This is a genomic window from Synechococcus sp. H60.2, from assembly GCF_047462315.1.
In the GTDB taxonomy this organism is placed as follows: domain Bacteria; phylum Cyanobacteriota; class Cyanobacteriia; order Thermostichales; family Thermostichaceae; genus Thermostichus.
Map to the genome: position 1 here is coordinate 29,047 of NZ_JANSIZ010000007.1, position 17,002 is coordinate 46,048.

Below are 17,002 nucleotides of genomic sequence, written 5' to 3' on the forward strand. Positions count from 1 at the left end.
AAAACCCCAGACCACCGGGTTTTTGGGAATGAGCCTGCCCCACACCTGTGAGGTCATACTTGGGCTTCAAGACACACTTCATCTACACAGATGAAAGTCCTGAACCCTCCTTCTCAAGCGCCTCCAATTGCTAGCTTCGACGCACTGGATTTTGTAAACCCAGTGGGAAGACCTCTAGACAGTGTCTAAGCTAGAATCTCGGCAGATGTAGATCCACACTGGTTTAATCCTAAGTTATCATCCGCAATGATGGGCTGATCATTACTTTCTTTATGAGTTCGATTAGTTTGGTTAAAGTGAGGCTTCTGGCTTGGGGCCGAAAATATAGATTTCTTTGGCTTTCTTAATATCCTTAGGGTGGGATCCCTGAAAAAGGCAAAAGCTCCCTTGAGAAGGGAGCTAGGTGGGTTTGTCTGCAGCGGCCAGAGGGGTTAAGAAACGGCGGCCAAGGATGGTTGGGGTCTCCTGGTAATCACCTGGTCGATGAGGCCGTATTCTTTGGCCTGCTCTGGAGTCATAAAGTTGTCGCGGTCGGTATCGCGTTCGATGCGCTCCAGGGGCTGACCAGTGTGGTAGGCGAGCAGGCTGTTGAGACTGTTTTTGATGAAGAGGATCTCTTTGGCCTGAATCTCAATGTCGGTGGCTGGCCCCTGAGCTCCACCGAGGGGCTGGTGAATCATGATGCGGGCGTGGGGAAGGGCAATGCGTTTGCCTTTGGCACCCCCTGCCAGCAAAAAGGCTCCCATGCTGGCGGCCAACCCAATGCAGATGGTGGAGACATCTGGCTGAATGTGCTGCATGGTGTCGTAGATGGCCATACCGGCGTAGACGGAGCCGCCAGGAGAGTTGATGTAGAGGTAAATATCTTTCTCGGGGTCTTCGGATTCCAAGTAGAGCATCTGGGCCACGATCAGGTTGGCAATGTCGTCATCTACCTGGGTGCCCAGGAAGATGATCCGATCCCGCAATAGACGCGAGTAGATATCAAAGGCGCGCTCGCCGCGTGCAGATTGCTCGATAACGGTGGGAATCATGCCAGTCCAAGCGATGGGTTATTACTTTTTAGTGTAGTGTAAGCCACCGGACGTCTGCTCCGCCTAGGACGGTTTGCCGCCTCCGGGCCGTACTGTGTTGCTCGGAGCCGGCAGCCTGTAGCGTTGACAGATTGAGGCATAGCATGGATGTGATCCCAGGTGAACCCCTCGTGATTGCCAGCTTGCTGGGCCTGGCTCTGCTGGGGATTTTGATCCTGAACTTGGCAGAACGGGACTCGGGAGACGCCGACTAGGAGAGGACATGAGAAAGATTTAAGTTGACAAAATTAAACCTCCCTCTTTACAATCAAGATCGCGTCGTTTCTGGGATGCCCCCATCGTCTAGAGGCCTAGGACACATCCCTTTCACGGATGCGACAGGGGTTCGAATCCCCTTGGGGGTATAAAGGACTGTAGTGAGTACTGGAAGTAGAGGGTCTCTTGGGCGCTGGCAAGAGTCTGGGGAGGCGCCCAGAGCTTGGCCTAGCCGAAGTGAAGTTCAGGGGATCGTAGGCTGTCTTTGTTGCCCAGTTGCATGGGAATCAACTGCTGGTGGCCAGAGCTTCTGCCGGCGCAGCAGCAGCCAGATCGTCTTTGATCAGCTCTGCCAGATCCTGGAGTTGGCGAATGGCTTCTGCCCCTTCTAGCTTCATGAGCTCCCGGTCATCCCGCATCTCCGTCCAACTGATAGAGCATTCGGAAACCAAAAAGCGAATCAAGTGCCCCTCCCGTAAGCTGACCATGAAGGAGGCGCTCTCAAATGAGGTGCCGCAGGTGTAGCAAGAAGCCGGGTAGCCCCGCTTCTCCAAAACGATGGCCAGAGCCTGCAAACTCATCACCAGGTCTTGAACGTAGCTGCGGTATTGCTCCGCCAACCGTGCGAACATCACACTCCTCCTATAGTGAGTTGGCCCATTGGGGGCGCATTCTAGTAATTTATGCCTAGTCACTTAGAGTCAGATCTAGCATAACAATCGACAAATCCTCAAGAAAGGGATCCATTTAGCCTCTCTCCAGAGATCAACCAAGGCTACTGAAGACCAAATAGCACGCTATGTAAAGTCTAAGGCAGTAGGATGTAGTATTTAACACTCTTCTCGGAAGAGACATTAAAGTTTACCCTAATTCAAAACTCTTGCCTGCTGGTCTCGGCTCTCTGCCAAGAACCGGTCAGTTTTCCTGCAGTGGGGCTTGGGCCCTGATCCTGAAGGGCTTTATCGGTGAAGATTTTGCCTGGCCGGGGCAATTGTGGCGGGGCTAGGCCTTACAGACGGATGGAACTAGGGTAAGTTCCCGAGGAATGATGCTGAGAAAAGCCTCAGGAATATCACGGATAACTAGAGAGAAACACTCGATGTTGTGGCCTGCGGATTTGGAAGGAGGGAGACTGATTGCTTAAAGAGTCTCAAAGAGCAACTGGGGATCGGTGAAACCTGCTATCGGAGCGGATTTTGGCCCCTGAATGGCGATCTTTATCACTCCCCTGCTTTGAATTTGCATCCAACTTGCCGATCTCCGCTCCCAGAGCAGGCTGGCAGGTTTTTTTTGGACAATGACCAGCACCCTGTTGAGGCGAGGCCCCAAAAGCGGCTGAGGCGGACGCGACAACAGGAGACTTGGGCTACATCGCTGCTTCATTTTAGGCGGGATCAGGAGCGCCTTGAGCAATCCTTAAGAAATTCTGGAGTAGCCGCACTGCCAGATCGGGACGAGATCCCCAGTGGAGATGCAGGTAGGAAGCGTGCAGGCGCTGGCTGATCCATCCTTCCTGGTGAGGCGGGGATCCCCAGATGTAGATTGGGTTGGGGGAGAGAGGGGTGCTGCGGGAGCGGTGAAATTCGTGCCCTCGTAGGCGATCCCCGGCCTTGGCCAGCAGGGTTGGGCGCAGGACAGTGGCCTCGCGGTAGCCCAGACACAGCCGGTCGCCCATGTCCACCTGGATAGGCAGCAGCCCGGCCATGGGGTAGGTCTTTCCCTTGAAATCGGTGAGGGATCGTCCCAGCACCATCAGCCCGCCGCATTCGGCATAGAGGGGTGGATGGGCGGGCGGCGGTGGGCGGTGGCTTATTTTTTCGGAGAGGGTCGCGGCAAACAGTTCTGGGAACCCGCCCCCCAGCAGCAGTCCATCGCAGGGATCCGGGGGCCACAGCCCCACCTGCAGGGGAGAGTACTCCAGCAGCTCGGCGCCACAGGCCCGCAGGAGATCTAGGTTGTCGGCGTAGTAGAAGTTAAAGGCGGCATCGCGGGCCACCCCTACCCGAACCCGACGCGGTTGTGGGGAAATCTCTGGCCACAGCTCCCCCACTGCCGGCGGCAAGGAGCGAATCAAGGGCAGTAGCTCATCCCAATTCAGATGCTGCTCGGCCAGGTCGGCCCAGGTCTCCTGCCAGCGGGGGAAGTGATCCAGTTCTGAGACGGGCACCAACCCCAGGTGGCGGCTGGGCAGGCGCAGATCCTCACGGCGGGGAAACTGGCCCAAGACCGGGATCCCTACCGCTGCCGCCGCTTGCTGTAAAATCTGGCCGTGCCGCTCTGAGGCCACACAGTTGAAAATCACCCCGGCAATGGTGAGGCGGGGATCAAAGCGGCTCAAGCCGTAGAGCAGAGCGGCCACCGTCATTCCCAGGCCGCTGCCGTCGATAACCAACACCACAGGGATCCCCAGCAGGCGGGCCACGTGGGCGCTGCTGGCCAAAAAGGGTTCTGTCTCGCCGGGCAGGGATGCGGGCGCTCGTCCATCGAAGAGGCCCATCACTCCCTCTACAATTGCTCCATCTTTGCCTTGGCAGTGGTGGCGAAAGCAGCGCTGCACAAAGTTCTCATCGGTTAAAAAGGGATCCAAGTTGCGACAGGGGATCCCGCTCACCGCTGTGTGGAACAGGGGATCAATGTAATCCGGCCCCACCTTGAAGGGCTGAATGCGCAGGCCCCGCCGCCTGAGAGCGGCCAACAGAGCCAGCGTGACAGTGGTCTTGCCGCTGCCGCTTGTGGCTGCCGCCACCAGAATGGCCATCTTGCCCTACCCAAGGACTAGAACTCAATGCCGATTTGCGCTTTGATCCCCTGGTCGCGGAAAGGATGCTTGACCAAGGTCATCTCGGTTACCAAGTCGGCCCGGTCGATCAGGCCAGCCGGCGCGCCCCGCCCGGTCAGGATCACATGCACCCGCTCCGGTTTTTCGGCCAGGCCGGCCAATACCTGCTCCAGGGAGAGGTACCCCAGCTTGAGGGCGACGTTGATCTCATCCAAAAGTACCAGGTGGTACTCGCCGCTGCTGAGCAGCTCCCGCCCCTTTGCCCAGGCCGCCTGCGCATGGGCGATATCCCGCTCGCGATCCTGGGTTTCCCAGGTAAAACCTTCCCCCATGGCGTAAAAGGCGATTTTCCCCAGGCCCAGCTCCGGATGGGCGGCCAACTGGCGCAACAATTTGGCTTCCCCCGGATCCCAGGCCCCCTTGATGAATTGCACTACCCCCACCGACAAGCCTTGGCCGAGGGCACGGAAGATCATGCCGAAAGCAGCCGTGCTCTTGCCTTTGCCCTGCCCTGTATGCACGATGATCAAGCCCTTGTCATCGCGCATGCCCGATAGGCGCTGCCGCTGGATTTGCTGGCGGCGCTGCATTCTGCGGCGGTGCCACTGGTTGAGGTCAGTCTCTGTGCCCGCTAGAGACTCCGTCCCGCAATTGCCAACGCCAACAGCCTCAGGCTCTGTTGTCGAGTGGGATCCCCAAGCCGGTGCAGAGAGGTCGGACATGGCGGGTTGGGCCATAATCAGAGGAAATTCGGGTGGGCCGAGCAAGCTCTTCCCCAGCAAACTGCTTTTATCCTACCTCTGGCTGGATTGGGCTGGGATCATGAAAGAACCGGCTACCGCTTTTCGAGATAGCCTGCTGATGTACTCCTTCATCTGGGCCGTGCTGGCGGTAGGGTGTTTTCAAGTCCTGCCCCGTTTGCAAATTGCCTCTGCCGCCCAGTTACAGCCCTGGCTGGGGCCCGCCTATCTGGCCGGGCTGGGGGGATCCCTGTTGGCGGCCCTGGGATCGATGTTGGCCGTCTTGGCGGAAACAACCGCGGGCGCTGCCAGCAAAAGGCATCTGCATCGCTTGGCTTGGGCACTGGGGGCGGTTGGCTTTCTGGGAGTTCTCTTCCCTCTGGGCTTGGCGGGCGTCTTTTTTCTCAGGGCTGCCCAGGCCACCGACTGGTGGCAGGAGCTATTTGGCTGAGACCTGCCCGGAGTGCATTTTTTTGACAAATGCGGAGAGGTTAGGGGTACGATAAGGACAAGTTCCGTTCTTTATCCAGAGCAGACTGAGGGATCAGGCCCAACGAAGCTGCGGCAACCGGCGGAAGTCTCCGCTACGGTGCTAACTCCTGCGGTTAGTCAGTAACCGAAAGATAAAGGAATAAAGCTTTCTCCAGAGGACAGTCCTCTTGGCAGGGGAGTTTTCTGGCAACTTCGCCTCTTAGCGCTTCCCAATAGCTCTGGTTGCAGCAGCAGAGCAAGGCTCTATTGCTTCGGCGGCGAAGTCCTCGGTGCGATAGGGTGCTCTTACTCCTGCGTCGGCCGCGGCCTAGGTCTGCTCTCTGGCTCGGCTGAGCCAGGAGGGATCCCTGCTCAGGCCAGCGGATGATGAACGGCAGCAGCAGGCTCTGCTTTTTGGGCAGTTCTTGGTTGTATCTGTTTCGTCTTAAGGAGAGGTTCGTTGTCCAAGTCGTTTTTGTTTTCCTCGGAGTCGGTGACAGAAGGGCACCCCGACAAAATTTGCGACCAGATCTCTGACGCCATCGTGGATGCCCTCTTGACGGCGGATCCCTTAAGTCGAGTGGCGGCAGAGGTGGTGGTGAATACGGGCATGGTGATCCTGACGGGGGAGATCACCTCGCAGGCGCATGTCAACTTCACCCGGCTGGTGCGGGACAAGGTGGCCGAAATTGGCTATACCGACGCAAGGAACGGCTTCTCCGCAGAAAGCTGCGCGGTGTTGGTGGCTTTCGATGAGCAATCTCCCGACATTGCCCAGGGAGTGAACTTGGCTCTGGAAAGTCGCGCATCCCAGGAAGATGAATTCGACTTGATCGGGGCCGGGGATCAGGGCTTGATGTTTGGCTTCGCCTGCGATGAAACCCCTGAGCTGATGCCACTGCCCATCAGCTTGGCCCACCGCCTCAGCCGCCAGTTGGCCGCGGTTCGCAAAAACGGCACCCTGCCCTACCTGCGCCCGGATGGCAAAACGCAGGTAACCGTGGCCTATGAGGAGGGGCGCCCGGTGGGCATTCACACTCTGCTGATCTCTACCCAGCACACGCCGACCATCGGTGCCATTACAGACGAGGCGGCGGTGCAGGAGCGGATCCGCGCCGATCTCTGGGAGGCGGTGGTGAAGCCAGTGTTTGCCGAGCTGTCCATTAAACCCGACAGCAACACCCGCTTCCTCACCAATCCCACTGGCAAGTTCGTCATTGGTGGCCCCCAGGGGGATGCTGGCCTGACCGGCCGCAAGATTATCGTCGATACCTACGGCGGCTATTCCCGTCATGGGGGCGGGGCCTTCTCCGGCAAGGATCCCACCAAGGTGGATCGCAGCGCCGCCTATGCCGCCCGCTATGTGGCCAAGAACATTGTGGCCGCTGGCCTGGCGCAAAAATGCGAGGTGCAGGTCAGCTACGCGATTGGGGTAGCTCGTCCCATCAACATTCTGGTGGAAACTTTTGGCACCGGCCGTATCCCCGATGAAGCTCTGCTGCGGCTGGTGCAGCGCCACTTCGACCTGAGGCCGGCGGCCATCCTGGCGCAGTTCCAACTGCGAGAGTTGCCCCGCCAAAGGGGAGGGCGTTTCTATCAAAACGTGGCGGTCTATGGGCACTTCGGGCAAACCCATCTGGATCTGCCCTGGGAGCGCACTGACAAAGCTGCCCTGCTGCGGGAGGAAGCTCTCGCGGGAGCGGCCGCCATCCTGGCCTAGGCAAGAGTTGGGATCCCCAGGCAGCAACAGAGACGGTTTGGGGGCCCTCGGTTTTGGCTCTGGCAGGGTGGCGACACAGCGGAACCCTCTGGGGAAGTCCTGGCAGTGCCTTTGCGAGTCTGTCTGTGGACTGCGTAAGAATCCCCCAACTTAAGGTAGACCTTTCGAGAAAAGCGCAAGGAAGTCCAGATCAGGGCTCTCCCTGGGAGGGCTGGGTAGGAGTGGAAGGCTCGGCGACAGTCTGCTGCAGCTCCAAAGTTACCAAGAGCTCCGCCTCACCGGTGCGAGCCGGTTGGAGGGCCTGTGGCTTGACGAGCAGGTGGCGCAGCTTGGGAGGGAGATCCTGCAGCTCACTCAACAACAAGTCGAGAGAAATGGCCGATTCTCCGGAGAAGGAAGATCCTCTCCTGAGCGGGGCTGGGAGCGGTGAGGGAGGGCGAGCAAAAGAGCGGGCGGTAGTCGAGACTAAGGAGCGGATCTGCTCCTGTTGTTCCCGCCACAGGGATTGGCTGATTTCTAGGGGGAAGGTGAGGTGAGGAGCGCCGCGGCGCTGCCAGAGGCGGAGGATCTGTTCTACAGAGGCAGCCTTGTAGCGCCCCTGGTAGAGGGCTTCCAGCAGGGCCGCCGGGATCCAAGAGGTCGGGAACTGCTGGCCCCAGCCCTCCACCCACACTTGGCCGGGCCGCCCCTCCAGCTCAAACCCGTAGCGCTCCAAAAAGGTGGCGGGATCCATCAGGCAGGGCCTAAGGAAACTCAACCCAAGGCTAACCCAAATCCGGCAAGATAAAGAGGAGATAAAGCTTCGGATTCCGCAAGATAGCTCTCGCCTAAAAATAGCTTTATCTGCCCTCAACGCAGCCTCCGTGAAGCTTCTATGAAGCTGCCATAGAGCGAAGATTCAGGAGGCTCTAGCTCAAACATTGCCTTCGAGGCCCGCTCGCTGTTGGGTAGAGCTATCTGCTTCCAGAAAGTCGTGATCCTCAAGGCTACCGGGATCCAGGTAATCAGGCAGCGGCTTGCCACTCCCCCGACTAAAGTTGGGGAATTCTTACGCAGTCCACAAACAGACTTGCAAAAGTGCTGTCAAGACACCCCTGCACAGTTCCCTAAGGCAAAGCCCCGAGGTTCTGCTTACTTTGCTGTTCGCGTCAGCGGGGTAGAGTCCTTGCGAATTGGCACCCGCGTTGACTAGCCACCCCTTCCCGGTTTGGTACAGTCCTCGCTTCACGGCGGTTTGGAAAGCCCCTGTTGCGCCACTTGGGGCTCTTTCTCACCCGGAGTGGAGTTTAAGTACAGGGTTTCTTCTCTCAGGCTGTTGCCATAGCCTTCACGGCTTTCAGAACGAGATAATCTAACATACCGGTGTTCTCTTCGCCGCGGTAATTAAAAGTGGAGCGCACCAGCCACAGCCCTTGCCGTGTACGGCAGCAGAGGTTCAACAGTGTGCGAGCCAGAATTTGTTGACGCGCCTGCAGGTCTTGGGCCGCATCGAAAACCTCCCCATCCCATTCCGGCGTCAGCACACGGCTGTTGTAAAGCACACGCCAGAGAGAACGGAACCAAAGCGGATTGGTGATGTCGAACCAGAACTGATAATCTGCCTGCAAACCCCAGTTGATATAAGCCACCGGCGTCGCCACCACGAGGTAGCGGGAATAGTCGGGCTCGAAGCGGCTGTTGCTGGGGGTTTGTCCCGAGCGGATCATGGCCAAAAAGGCGGGATCCCCTTCGGCAGGAAAGGCCCGGCGAAACCGTTGCGCCGCTTCGATCAGCGCTTGCAGCAGCTCTTGGTCTTGGGGCAGAGCCATCCCCTGGGCTAGGTGATCGGCGAAAAACCGCTGGAAGAAAGCGGCCAAGGAGGGCCCGCCGCGGTAGCTGCGCAGCCAATCCAGCAGCTTCTGGTAGCGCTCCAGGTTGGCAAACCCCACCCGCTCCGGCTGTCGCACGGCGGTCTTGGGCCGCAGGGAACGCCCTACCGGGTCAAGGGTATCTTCGGCCAGCAAAGCCGCCCGGATGGGATCCAAATCCAACACCCTGCCCAGGAGCAGTCGCCAGGCCGGCAAGGTGGGAAAAGCTCCCCACTGGGGATGGGCCACTTCCGCCGCCGTCAGCAAAGCCCGCACCAGTGGGTAGCGGATCAGGGCAGGGAAGGGAGCGATCGGCAAGACGGGAACCTCCGCCAACTGCTCCTGCAAGCTCAAGCTCACCGCCGCATCCATGCGAGGCAGCAGGACGGCGATGCGAGAAGCTGGGATCCCTGCCGCCAAAAGCTGCCGGATCTGGGCCACCATCGCCTCCACCGCCGCGAATTGGGTCTCGCCCTCCAGCACCTGCACCCTTGGCAGCCTCTCTGCCAGAGGCTCCGTTAGGGGAGGGTCAAACTGCGGATCTAGCACCCGTGCAATCTGCAGTCCCAGGCGGATCATGCCGGCTGAGCCGCGGTAGCTCCCCTCCAGAAGCTGAACCTGGGTGTTTTCCATTAGAAAGCGAGCCACGGCCTCCGGGATCCCTGTCAAAGAGACTCCGCCGCCGATGGTGTAGCTGAAAAACTGGCTTTGCAGATGGGCTTGCCCTTGCCGGTAAAACTCCAGCGCCACCCCGCAACTGTCCTCCGCCTGATCCACGATCAGGTGATCCCACTCCTGCCAAAACTCCGCCAGCGGCAGGATGTGCTCGCCAAACAGCCGGATTTGCAGGCCAAAATCCAGGGATCCCAGCCGCAACCCCACCTCCCACAGCCGACCCACACAGCAGCCCATCGCCTGCAAGGCCTCTGCCCGCCTCGGATCCCCCTCCGCCGGCCAGGCCGCCGCCAGCCGGGATCCCACCGCTTCCGCCGCCAAACCCGAAGCCCCCGCAATATAGGCAGCGCTGCTGATCTGATCCCAAATCTGGAACTCCTCCAGCCCAAGATTGGCAAAGACCTCCCCATGCCGCGGACACAAAGCACAGGCTCGCCCACAGAGAAATTGGGTCAGATCCTTGGCCAAGGGAATCGGCTCAAACGAGCGCGGCAACTGAGGAACCCGCTCGCACACCTGCGGCCAGTGATCTGCCAAAGAGCGTCCCACCCGCTGCAAAAACGTCTCGATCCGCCACGGCCCCATCCACCTCGAGCTGAGCTGCCGCAAGCGCCGCAACACCTCCTCTGCCTGCCGCTGGCTGCGCACCAAAAACAAGATCCGGCCCGGCTCGGATCCCGCCCGCAACAAATCCAGGTAGCGATCTACACAAGCCTGGGTCAGCCCGCCGCCGGCTAACCCCATCACACTCCTAAAAGGAGATGGCTCTTGCTGCCGATAGCTCTTTTCGCCCACCAGAATGGCTTTCACGGTCGCTGCCCCCCAACCGAGCCATTTTCTCGGCAAAATCTGGACAAACAGGTCCTCACCTCACTATGATGTACTACTGTTGCCAATCAAGTCCGCCCGCTCTGACGACGGTTCTCGGCAACCTAGCGTACTGCTAAACCAGATACTGCCTCTTTGCAGGTAAGTCTGAGCAGTCTTTAAAAGCAGTTTGGCGTGTGATTTGAGGCTGAACTAAGCAGAGGGGACAGCGCCGCTGGCGCTGTTTGGCCTCCAGGGATCCAGAGATTCCTTTTCATTGCTTTTTCGCCTGAGCGGGCAGGCTCAGGTAGTCCTGAGCTTCCTGCTGCCGCGCCGTTGCTGCCTGGATCCGGCTCATTGAGCCGTTGCAAGCTGATAAAAGCAAGTTGTAGAGGCTCGAGGGGAGGTTCTCGTGGCGCTTGGCATCCTTGGAAGAAAAGTCGGCATGACCCAGATCTTCTCTCCGGAAGGGTTGGCCATTCCGGTTACCGTCGTGCAGGCGGGGCCTTGCACGGTGACCCAGATCAAGACTCAAGCCACAGATGGCTACAACGCCGTGCAGTTGGGCTACTGGCCCACCACCGAAAAGCACCTCACGCGAGCCCAGCGGGGCCACCTGAGCAAAGCGGGGGTGACGGAGCTGCTGCGCCACCTGCGCGAGTTCCGGGTCGAACAGCCAGAGGCCTACCAGTTGGGGCAAAAGATCACCGTCGAGATCTTCTCTCCGGGCCAGCTGCTGGATGTGGCGGGCACTTCCATCGGACGGGGGTTTGCCGGCTACCAGAAGCGGCACCACTTTGGTCGCGGCCCCATGTCCCACGGCTCCAAGAACCATCGCCGACCGGGTTCCGTCGGCGCCGGCACAACGCCTGGCCGCGTGTTTCCGGGGCTACGCATGGCGGGTCGGATGGGAGGTTGCCGCGTTACCATTCGCAAACTGCAGCTGGTGCAGGTGGATCCGGAGCGGAACTTGCTGATCATCAAGGGCTGTGTGCCCGGCGTGGAAGGGGGGCTGCTGGAGATTACCCCTGCCAAGCAGGTGGGTAACAAACGCTAGGAAAGGGATCCCTGGCAAAGGCTGACCAGCATCCGCAAAGACGAGGAAACCATGGCAAGTTGTGTGGTGAAAAACTGGCAAGGGGAAACGGTGGGCAGCGCAGAGCTAAGTCTCAAAGTTGCCCGTCCCGAAACGGCCTCCCACATTCTCTATCTGGCTCTTCGCCGGCAGATGACCAACGCCCGCCAAGGCAACGCCCACACCAAGACCCGGGCTGAGGTGCGCGGTGGCGGTCGCAAGCCTTGGAGGCAAAAAGGCACCGGCCGAGCCCGCGCCGGCTCCATTCGCTCCCCCCTTTGGCGCAAGGGTGGGGTGATCTTTGGCCCCCGCAAGCGGGAGTACAACCTGGCCATGAACCGCAAAGAGCGGCAACTGGCTCTGCGCACTGCCCTGCAAAGCCGGGTGGAGGATCTGATCGTGGTGGAAGATTTCCAGGATCAGCTCAACCCGCCCAAGACTCGCGCCGTGGCCCAAGCTCTGCTGCGCTGGGGGGTGATGGAGGATCAGTCGGCACTGCTCATCGTCGCCGAACGCTCGGAAGTTGTCGAGCGGGCCGTGCGCAACATCGCCCGCGTCAAGCTGATCGGCCTGGATCAGCTCAACGTCTTTGATCTGCTCAACGTCGATTGGGTGCTGATCACCACCTCTGCCCTGGAGAAGCTCAAGGCCCGCTGGGGATCCGGCGCGGCAGCAGCAGCTCCAACCCCAGCCGATCGCCTTGAAGATCAGGCTCAGGCCGCAAAGCAAGAAGCTCAGCAAGTCGAAGGTCAAAGCCAAGGGCAAGAAGAGCAAACGGAAGCTCAAGCCCAGCCAGAGGATCCACAGGCGCAAGCTGATCAATCTGATCAAGTAGCTCTAGCAAATCCACAAGTTCAGGAAACCCAGGAAGAAGAGCTGGCCCCAGAACAAGAGCGAGAAGTTCAAGGACAAGCAGAACTAGCCCAAGAAGCAAAGCCCATTGCCCAGCCGCCAGCCGTAGAGGAGGCCGAAACAGCCGCAGCAGAGGAGGAAGACGATGACTGAGAGCAAGCGGATCCTGGCTGATGTCCTGTTGCGTCCCGTCATCACCGAAAAGGCAACTGCCCTGATGGAACAGCGTAAATACGTCTTTGAGGTGATGCCCACTGCCACCAAGCCGCTCATCCGAGCTGCCGTTGAGGAGATGTTTGGGGTGCGGGTCACCTCCGTCAACACCCTCAAGCTGCCCCGAAAGCAGCGGCGGGTAGGCCGTTCTGTCGGCTATCGCAGCCGTCCCAAGCGAGCTGTGGTAACCCTGGCCGAAGGTGACTCCATCACCCTCTTCCCCGACACCTAACCAACCCCCCCTTTCCGACCGTCCTTCACCCCCCTTGAGCCATGGGTATTCGTACCTTCCGACCCTATACCCCCAGCACCCGTCACATGACTGTCTCCGACTTCGAGGAGCTGTCGCGGGACGAGAACGGCAAGCGGCCCAGGCCGGAGAAGTCGCTGCTGCAATTCATCCACCGCAAAAAAGGGCGCAACAACCGCGGCGTCATCACCTGCCGCCACCGGGGCGGCGGCCACAAGCGGCTCTACCGCATCATCGACTTCCGCCGCGACAAGCACGGGATCCCGGCCACCGTCAAGACTATCGAGTACGATCCCAACCGCAGCGCTCGCATCTGCTTGGTGGAATACGAAGATGGCGAGAAGCGATACATCCTCGCTCCCCGCAACCTCGAGGTGGGGGCCACCATTATGGCGGGGCCCGATGCCCCCTTTGAGCTTGGCAACGCCATGCCCCTGGAGCGGATCCCGCTGGGGACGGTGGTTCATAACGTGGAGCTGTATCCCGGCCGCGGTGGGCAAATCGTTCGCGCCGCCGGGGCTGGCGCCCAAGTGGTGGCCAAAGAGGGCAAGTATGTCTCCCTTAAGCTGCCCTCTGGCGAAGTCCGCATGATCCGAGGCGAGTGCTACGCCACCATCGGCCAAGTGGGAAATGTTGACCACAGCAACCTCAGCCTCGGCAAAGCGGGGCGCAGCCGCTGGCTAGGTCGCCGTCCCCACGTGCGCGGCTCGGTGATGAACCCTGTAGATCACCCCCACGGCGGTGGGGAAGGAAAAGCCCCCATCGGCCGCAGCACCCCTGTCACCCCCTGGGGCAAGCCCACCCTGGGCTACAAAACCCGCAAACGCAACAAACCCAGCAACAAGTTCATCGTGCGCGGTCGCCGTCGTGGCGGCCGCCGGGACAAGGGCGGGAGGGCCGCTCAATAAGAGTCCGGCCATCTGCTGCGCCCCTGAATCTTCTTTTTCTTTCGACCCTTACCAGCTTGCCAGACTGTTGAGGTTGCTATGGGACGTTCACTCAAAAAAGGCCCTTTTGTCGATGCCAAGCTGCTTCTCAAAATCGAGAAGATGAACGAGCGCAACGAGAAGCACATGATCAAAACCTGGTCGCGGGCCAGCACCATCCTGCCTGTCATGATTGGCCACACCATCGCCGTGCACAACGGCAAGCAGCACGTGCCCATCTACATCACCGATCAGATGGTAGGCCACAAGCTGGGGGAGTTCGTCCCTACCCGTACTTTTCGCGGCCACGCGGGCAGTGACAAAAAAGCCGCCCGCCGTTAAGTTCAGCCACAAACAGAAGAGGGAATAAGCGAGGAGAGCGCCATGGCCGATCCATCCCCCGAAATCAAAGCGGTAGCTCGCTACATCCGCATGTCCCCCTATAAGGTGCGGCGCGTGCTGAACCAGATCCGAGGGCGCACCTATGCCGATGCCCTGATCCTGTTGGAGTTCATGCCCTACGCTGCCTGTGAGCCGGTTCGCAAGGTGCTGCGCTCAGCGGTGGCCAATGCCGAACACAACAACGGCCTGGATCCTCGGGATCTGGTTATCAGCAAGGCCTACGCTGACCAGGGGCCGACGCTGAAGCGATTTCGCCCCCGTGCCCAAGGTCGGGCCTACCCAATCCGCAAGCGCACCTGCCACATTACCATTGCCGTCCGGCCCATAGAACCTGAAGCGGCGACGGCCTCCTAAACGCCTGTATTCCCAGACTTTACCTCTCAACCGACACCACCATGGGACAGAAGATTCACCCCACCGGTTTCCGACTCGGCGTCATCAAGGAACATCGCAGCCGCTGGTTTGCCGATCCAGCTCGCTACCCAGCCCTGCTGCGAGAGGACGATCTCATCCGCGCCTACCTGACCAAGCAGTTGAGCAGCGCCGGCCTGGCCGACATTCAAATTGAACGCAAAGCGGATCAGATCGACCTCGAGATCCGAGCCGCTCGCCCTGGAGTGGTGGTTGGTCGGGGGGGATCCGGCCTCGACGCCCTGCGCCAGGGCCTGCAGAAAGAGCTGAGCTCGCACGGTAGCCCCGAGCGAACCATTCGCATCAACGTAGTCGAGGTCACCCGTGCCGATGCCGAGGCTGTTTTGCTGGCAGAAAACATCGCCCAGCAGTTGGAGCGGCGGATTGCCTTTCGCCGCATCGTGCGCCAGGTCATCCAGCGGGCCCAGCGGGCGGGGGTGCAAGGGATCAAAATTCAAATTGCCGGGCGGCTGAACGGAGCCGAGATCGCCCGCACCGAATGGACACGGGAAGGGCGGATCCCTTTGCACACCCTGCGGGCAGATATCGACTATGCCGACCACATCGCCCAGACCACCTTTGGTGTCATTGGTGTCAAGGTTTGGGTTTTCAAAGGGGAAGTTCTCCCCGGGCAGGAACGTCCCGAACAAAAGGCTCCCCTGCAACAGCCCAAGCGTCGGCAACAGCGGCGGCGGCCCACCTTTGAAGACCGCTCAGCAGTGGAAGCCTGAGGGCCAGCACCCGAGAGTCCAGGGATCCCTATCACAGTTGATTTAAGGAACGGCCATGTTAAGCCCCAAACGAACCAAATACCGCAAGCAACAGCGCGGGCGCATGAAAGGCAAAGCGACCCGCGGCAACCGCATCAACTTTGGGGAATACGGCCTTGTGGCTCTAGAACCCGCCTGGATCACCGCGCGGCAGATCGAGGCAAGCCGTCGGGCCATGACCCGCTACGTCCGGCGGGGAGGCCAGATCTGGATCCGCATCTTTCCCGACAAGCCCGTTACCCAACGGCCTGCTGAAACCCGCATGGGATCCGGCAAAGGCAACCCCGAATACTGGGTTTGCGTCGTCAAGCCGGGCCGTGTCCTCTTTGAAATGGGGGGAGTTCCTGAAGCCACGGCCCGAGAGGCGATGCGCCTTGCCGCCCAAAAGCTGCCGATCAAAGTTAAGTTTGTTACCAAGGCTAACTTTGAGGAGTCGGAACCTGCTCAGAAAGCAGCTCCAGAAACAACAGAAGTAGCAGCCAGCGCTATCTAAGGGAGGAGAGTTGAGCCATGCCCATGCCTAAAATTGCCGACGCTCGCGCCCTATCCGACGAAGAATTGCGCCAGGAGATCTACGCCGTCAAGAAAGAGCTGTTTGAGCTGCGTTTGCAGCAGGCTACGCGGCAGTTGAACCAGCCCCATCTCATTCGCCTGCGCAAACACAAGCTGGCCCAACTGCTGACCGTTGAGTCAGAGCGCAAGCGCAACAAGTCCTTGTCCTCAACTCAGACCCAGAAGGAGGAGTAATGCCTGCTCGCGAAAAGATCGGCGTTGTCGTCAGCAACAAGATGCAAAAGACAGTGGTCGTTGCCGTGGAAAACCGGGTTGCCCACCCCAAGTACGGCAAAATCGTCGTCAAAACCAAAAAGTTTAAGGCCCACGACGAAGAGAACCGCTGTCAAGAAGGGGATCTGGTGCGCATTACGGAAACCCGTCCCCTCAGCCGCACCAAGCGTTGGCGAGTGACCGAAATCATTCGGGAGGTGAAGAAACTATGATTCAGCAGCAAACCATGTTAACGGTAGCCGACAACACTGGCGCCCGCAAGCTGATGTGCATCCGCGTCCTGGGCAGCAGTGGCCGTCGCTACGCCAGCCTGGGGGATGTGATCGTCGGCGTTGTCAAAGACGCCCTACCCAATATGCCTGTCAAAAAATCCGACGTCGTCAAAGCTGTAGTCATCCGCACCGTCGATACGGTACGCCGCCCCGACGGCATGTGTATCCGCTTCGACGACAACGCTGCCGTCATCATTAACAACGACGGCAACCCTCGCGGAACCCGCGTTTTCGGCCCTGTAGCCCGCGAGCTGCGGGAGAAAAACTTCACCAAGATCATCTCCCTTGCCCCGGAGGTTCTGTAATGGTTCGTCCCCTCAAGCCCAGCCAAATTCGACGGCTGATTCGGCAGACTGGCGTTCGCAAGCACCGCAACAGCCTACGCTACAAAATGCGCATCAAAAAGGGAGATACCGTCCAGGTAATCTCCGGCGATGACAAAGGCAAAATCGGCGAGGTGCTGCAGGTTTTTCCCGAGCGCAACATGGTCTTGGTGGAAGGGGTAAACATCGTCACCTACCACCGCAAGCCGCAACGGGAAGGCGAAAGTGGTCGGATCGAGACCAAAGAAGCCCCGATCCACGCCTGCAAGGTGATGCTTTATTCCAAGAAACAGGAAGTGGCCAGCCGTATTGGCTATCAAATCACTGCCGATGGCCGCAAAGTCCGTGTCCTCAAGAAAACCGGCGAGATCCTCGACTAAGACTCCCTTTTCAA

At 59.5% G+C, this 17,002-nt stretch carries 19 protein-coding genes, 1 tRNA gene, 1 pseudogene and 1 riboswitch; of the genes and pseudogenes, 15 read left to right on the forward strand and 6 right to left on the reverse strand.

What is annotated here, in order from left to right:
• Positions 1–431: 431 nt before the first annotated feature.
• Positions 432–1,034, reverse strand: coding sequence for an ATP-dependent Clp endopeptidase proteolytic subunit ClpP (gene clpP / locus NW845_RS02010; protein ID WP_011430060.1), 603 nt, complete (start codon positions 1,032–1,034; stop codon positions 432–434).
• A gap of 331 nt (positions 1,035–1,365) precedes the next feature.
• Here clpP and NW845_RS02015 point away from each other — a divergent pair.
• Positions 1,366–1,438, forward strand: a tRNA-Glu gene (locus NW845_RS02015).
• A 138-nt stretch (positions 1,439–1,576) separates the two neighbouring features.
• On the opposite strand, the gene NW845_RS02020 is transcribed toward NW845_RS02015, so the two are convergent.
• From NW845_RS02020 to cobO, 3 genes are all read right to left on the reverse strand, one after another.
• On the reverse strand, positions 1,577–1,921 hold the full coding sequence (locus tag NW845_RS02020; protein ID WP_414363811.1) for a DUF1815 family protein: 345 nt from the start codon (positions 1,919–1,921) through the stop codon (positions 1,577–1,579).
• 752 nt (positions 1,922–2,673) lie between these two features.
• Complete coding sequence (locus tag NW845_RS02025) at positions 2,674–4,047, reverse strand: cobyrinate a,c-diamide synthase (RefSeq protein ID WP_414376595.1); 1,374 nt, start codon at positions 4,045–4,047, stop codon at positions 2,674–2,676.
• A gap of 17 nt (positions 4,048–4,064) precedes the next feature.
• The gene (gene cobO / locus NW845_RS02030; RefSeq protein ID WP_414376609.1) at positions 4,065–4,805 is read right to left on the reverse strand and encodes a cob(I)yrinic acid a,c-diamide adenosyltransferase; all 741 of its coding nucleotides are present in this window, start codon (positions 4,803–4,805) and stop codon (positions 4,065–4,067) included.
• Positions 4,806–4,890: 85 nt separating this feature from the next.
• On the opposite strand from cobO, the gene NW845_RS02035 reads away from it, so the two are divergent.
• Both NW845_RS02035 and metK read left to right on the forward strand, forming a co-directional pair.
• Positions 4,891–5,259, forward strand: a complete 369-nt coding sequence (locus NW845_RS02035) for a hypothetical protein (RefSeq protein WP_414363808.1) — start codon at positions 4,891–4,893, stop codon at positions 5,257–5,259.
• 68 nt (positions 5,260–5,327) lie between these two features.
• Positions 5,328–5,438: riboswitch (SAM riboswitch) on the forward strand.
• A gap of 316 nt (positions 5,439–5,754) precedes the next feature.
• Complete coding sequence (gene metK / locus NW845_RS02040) at positions 5,755–6,999, forward strand: methionine adenosyltransferase (RefSeq protein ID WP_414376610.1); 1,245 nt, start codon at positions 5,755–5,757, stop codon at positions 6,997–6,999.
• 190 nt (positions 7,000–7,189) lie between these two features.
• On the opposite strand, the gene NW845_RS02045 is transcribed toward metK, so the two are convergent.
• Both NW845_RS02045 and NW845_RS02050 read right to left on the reverse strand, forming a co-directional pair.
• Positions 7,190–7,732 (reverse strand): hypothetical protein, encoded by a 543-nt coding sequence (locus NW845_RS02045; RefSeq protein WP_414370673.1) that lies wholly within the window; start codon positions 7,730–7,732, stop codon positions 7,190–7,192.
• A 574-nt stretch (positions 7,733–8,306) separates the two neighbouring features.
• Entirely contained in the window at positions 8,307–10,331 is a 2,025-nt protein-coding gene (locus NW845_RS02050) for a hypothetical protein (protein WP_414376597.1), read from the reverse strand.
• Between the two features lie 409 nt (positions 10,332–10,740).
• Here NW845_RS02050 and rplC point away from each other — a divergent pair, with 409 nt between their 5' ends.
• From rplC to rplX, 12 genes and pseudogenes are all read left to right on the forward strand, one after another.
• Positions 10,741–11,385: a 50S ribosomal protein L3 gene (gene rplC, locus NW845_RS02055; protein WP_414363804.1), complete on the forward strand. Its 645-nt coding sequence runs from the start codon at positions 10,741–10,743 to the stop codon at positions 11,383–11,385.
• Between the two features lie 51 nt (positions 11,386–11,436).
• Positions 11,437–12,066: pseudogene (rplD, locus tag NW845_RS02060) on the forward strand (50S ribosomal protein L4); the annotation flags it as partial.
• A gap of 334 nt (positions 12,067–12,400) precedes the next feature.
• Entirely contained in the window at positions 12,401–12,700 is a 300-nt protein-coding gene (locus NW845_RS02065; RefSeq protein WP_414363803.1) for a 50S ribosomal protein L23, read from the forward strand.
• Positions 12,701–12,741: 41 nt separating this feature from the next.
• Positions 12,742–13,626, forward strand: a complete 885-nt coding sequence (gene rplB, locus NW845_RS02070; protein ID WP_414363802.1) for a 50S ribosomal protein L2 — start codon at positions 12,742–12,744, stop codon at positions 13,624–13,626.
• Positions 13,627–13,704: 78 nt separating this feature from the next.
• Positions 13,705–13,986, forward strand: coding sequence for a 30S ribosomal protein S19 (gene rpsS, locus NW845_RS02075; RefSeq protein WP_011430043.1), 282 nt, complete (start codon positions 13,705–13,707; stop codon positions 13,984–13,986).
• A gap of 42 nt (positions 13,987–14,028) precedes the next feature.
• A complete protein-coding gene (gene rplV / locus NW845_RS02080; RefSeq protein WP_011430042.1) occupies positions 14,029–14,400 on the forward strand; it encodes a 50S ribosomal protein L22 in 372 nt (123 codons plus the stop codon).
• Between the two features lie 41 nt (positions 14,401–14,441).
• Positions 14,442–15,188: a 30S ribosomal protein S3 gene (gene rpsC, locus NW845_RS02085; protein WP_414363801.1), complete on the forward strand. Its 747-nt coding sequence runs from the start codon at positions 14,442–14,444 to the stop codon at positions 15,186–15,188.
• A gap of 55 nt (positions 15,189–15,243) precedes the next feature.
• Positions 15,244–15,720: a 50S ribosomal protein L16 gene (gene rplP, locus NW845_RS02090; protein ID WP_414363800.1), complete on the forward strand. Its 477-nt coding sequence runs from the start codon at positions 15,244–15,246 to the stop codon at positions 15,718–15,720.
• A 17-nt stretch (positions 15,721–15,737) separates the two neighbouring features.
• On the forward strand, positions 15,738–15,974 hold the full coding sequence (gene rpmC, locus NW845_RS02095) for a 50S ribosomal protein L29 (protein WP_414363799.1): 237 nt from the start codon (positions 15,738–15,740) through the stop codon (positions 15,972–15,974).
• Positions 15,974–16,225, forward strand: a complete 252-nt coding sequence (gene rpsQ, locus NW845_RS02100) for a 30S ribosomal protein S17 (RefSeq protein WP_414363798.1) — start codon at positions 15,974–15,976, stop codon at positions 16,223–16,225. Before rpmC ends, rpsQ begins: the two co-directional genes overlap by 1 nt.
• Entirely contained in the window at positions 16,222–16,590 is a 369-nt protein-coding gene (rplN, locus tag NW845_RS02105) for a 50S ribosomal protein L14 (RefSeq protein ID WP_414363797.1), read from the forward strand. Before rpsQ ends, rplN begins: the two co-directional genes overlap by 4 nt.
• The gene (rplX, locus tag NW845_RS02110) at positions 16,590–16,988 is read left to right on the forward strand and encodes a 50S ribosomal protein L24 (RefSeq protein WP_011430036.1); all 399 of its coding nucleotides are present in this window, start codon (positions 16,590–16,592) and stop codon (positions 16,986–16,988) included. The genes rplN and rplX overlap by 1 nt, the downstream gene beginning before the upstream one ends.
• Positions 16,989–17,002: the final 14 nt, after the last annotated feature.

Coding starts and splice junctions, on each gene's coding strand:
- NW845_RS02065 (WP_414363803.1), top strand. CDS start 12,401: ATGACTGAGAGCAAGCGGATCCTGGCTGATGTCCTGTTGCGTCCCGTC.
- clpP (WP_011430060.1), bottom strand. CDS start 1,034: ATGATTCCCACCGTTATCGAGCAATCTGCACGCGGCGAGCGCGCCTTT.
- NW845_RS02035 (WP_414363808.1), top strand. CDS start 4,891: ATGAAAGAACCGGCTACCGCTTTTCGAGATAGCCTGCTGATGTACTCC.
- rplB (WP_414363802.1), top strand. CDS start 12,742: ATGGGTATTCGTACCTTCCGACCCTATACCCCCAGCACCCGTCACATG.
- rplV (WP_011430042.1), top strand. CDS start 14,029: ATGGCCGATCCATCCCCCGAAATCAAAGCGGTAGCTCGCTACATCCGC.
- rpsS (WP_011430043.1), top strand. CDS start 13,705: ATGGGACGTTCACTCAAAAAAGGCCCTTTTGTCGATGCCAAGCTGCTT.
- NW845_RS02045 (WP_414370673.1), bottom strand. CDS start 7,732: ATGGATCCCGCCACCTTTTTGGAGCGCTACGGGTTTGAGCTGGAGGGG.
- NW845_RS02020 (WP_414363811.1), bottom strand. CDS start 1,921: ATGTTCGCACGGTTGGCGGAGCAATACCGCAGCTACGTTCAAGACCTG.
- rplX (WP_011430036.1), top strand. CDS start 16,590: ATGGTTCGTCCCCTCAAGCCCAGCCAAATTCGACGGCTGATTCGGCAG.
- rpsQ (WP_414363798.1), top strand. CDS start 15,974: ATGCCTGCTCGCGAAAAGATCGGCGTTGTCGTCAGCAACAAGATGCAA.
- rplP (WP_414363800.1), top strand. CDS start 15,244: ATGTTAAGCCCCAAACGAACCAAATACCGCAAGCAACAGCGCGGGCGC.
- rpmC (WP_414363799.1), top strand. CDS start 15,738: ATGCCCATGCCTAAAATTGCCGACGCTCGCGCCCTATCCGACGAAGAA.
- cobO (WP_414376609.1), bottom strand. CDS start 4,805: ATGGCCCAACCCGCCATGTCCGACCTCTCTGCACCGGCTTGGGGATCC.
- rplN (WP_414363797.1), top strand. CDS start 16,222: ATGATTCAGCAGCAAACCATGTTAACGGTAGCCGACAACACTGGCGCC.
- NW845_RS02025 (WP_414376595.1), bottom strand. CDS start 4,047: ATGGCCATTCTGGTGGCGGCAGCCACAAGCGGCAGCGGCAAGACCACT.
- rpsC (WP_414363801.1), top strand. CDS start 14,442: ATGGGACAGAAGATTCACCCCACCGGTTTCCGACTCGGCGTCATCAAG.